This is a genomic window from Enterobacter sp. PP-008-ECC_S150 (genome assembly GCF_045257065.1).
Lineage (GTDB): Bacteria > Pseudomonadota > Gammaproteobacteria > Enterobacterales > Enterobacteriaceae > Enterobacter > Enterobacter chengduensis.
In genome coordinates this window covers 1-873 of record NZ_JBJHHG010000075.1, presented here as the reverse complement: position 1 = coordinate 873, position 873 = coordinate 1, and the positions used below count along the sequence as shown (strand labels likewise).

Annotated in this window: 1 protein-coding gene; it reads right to left on the bottom strand. The window is 48.1% G+C overall.

The genetic code is table 11. The features are described 5' to 3' along the window. Window positions 1-65: 65 nt before the first annotated feature. On the bottom strand, window positions 66-873 hold an 808-nt coding region (locus ACJBF3_RS26075), incomplete at its 5' end, for an IS110-like element IS5075 family transposase (RefSeq protein WP_044703026.1).

The following is an 873-nucleotide window of genomic DNA, read 5'->3' as shown; positions in this document are numbered from 1 at the left end:
GTATCATCAATATCAGTATTCGCAAAACCAGATGAATGATTGTTTAAACTGGTGTATTTCTGCCTTTATGCTTCGTAAGTTTGCTGTCGCGCCGTCAGTGCCCAGGCTATTCTGGCCAGCTTGTTTGCCAGAGCACAGGTGACGACAAAGTTGCTTTTCCGACACAACAACTCCCTGACCCAGTCGGCCAACTTGCCAGACTGGTGTTCCAGTTTTTGTATGAATACCCTGGCACACTGAACCAACAAAGTTCGGATCTTTTTGTTGCCCCGCTTGCTAATCCCTAACAATGTCGTCCGACCTCCCGTGCTGTACTGTCGGGGTACCAGCCCTGTTGCCGCCGCAAAGTCACGGCTGCTGGCGTACTGCTTCCCGTCGCCAATCTCAGTTGAAATAGTACTGGCAGTCAGCGTTCCAACGCAGGGAATACTCAGCAAGCGCTGTCCAACCTCATCTTCGTCCAACTTTCGTTTCAACTGAGATTCCAGATCTTTAATCTGCTCAACAAGATAGTGATAATGCTGTTGTAATTTCAGCAGTAACTGGCTGAGATAAAGAGGCAAACTACTGTCCTCAAGAAGGGTACTCAGTCGACTAATAACGGCAGCACCTCGCGGAACGCTGATACCAAATTCCAGCAGAAAAGCATGCATCTGATTAGTTGTTTTCACCTTATCCTGAACCAGGGATTCACGGACACGATGCAGAGCTCGCATTGCCTGCTGAGATTCGGTTCTGGGCTGCACGAAACGCATAGATGGACGTGATGCTGCTTCACAGATAGCTTCAGCATCAACGAAGTCATTTTTGTTGCTTTTAACGAATGGGCGGACAAATTGCGGTGATATCAGCTTTGGAAAATGCCCTAACTCT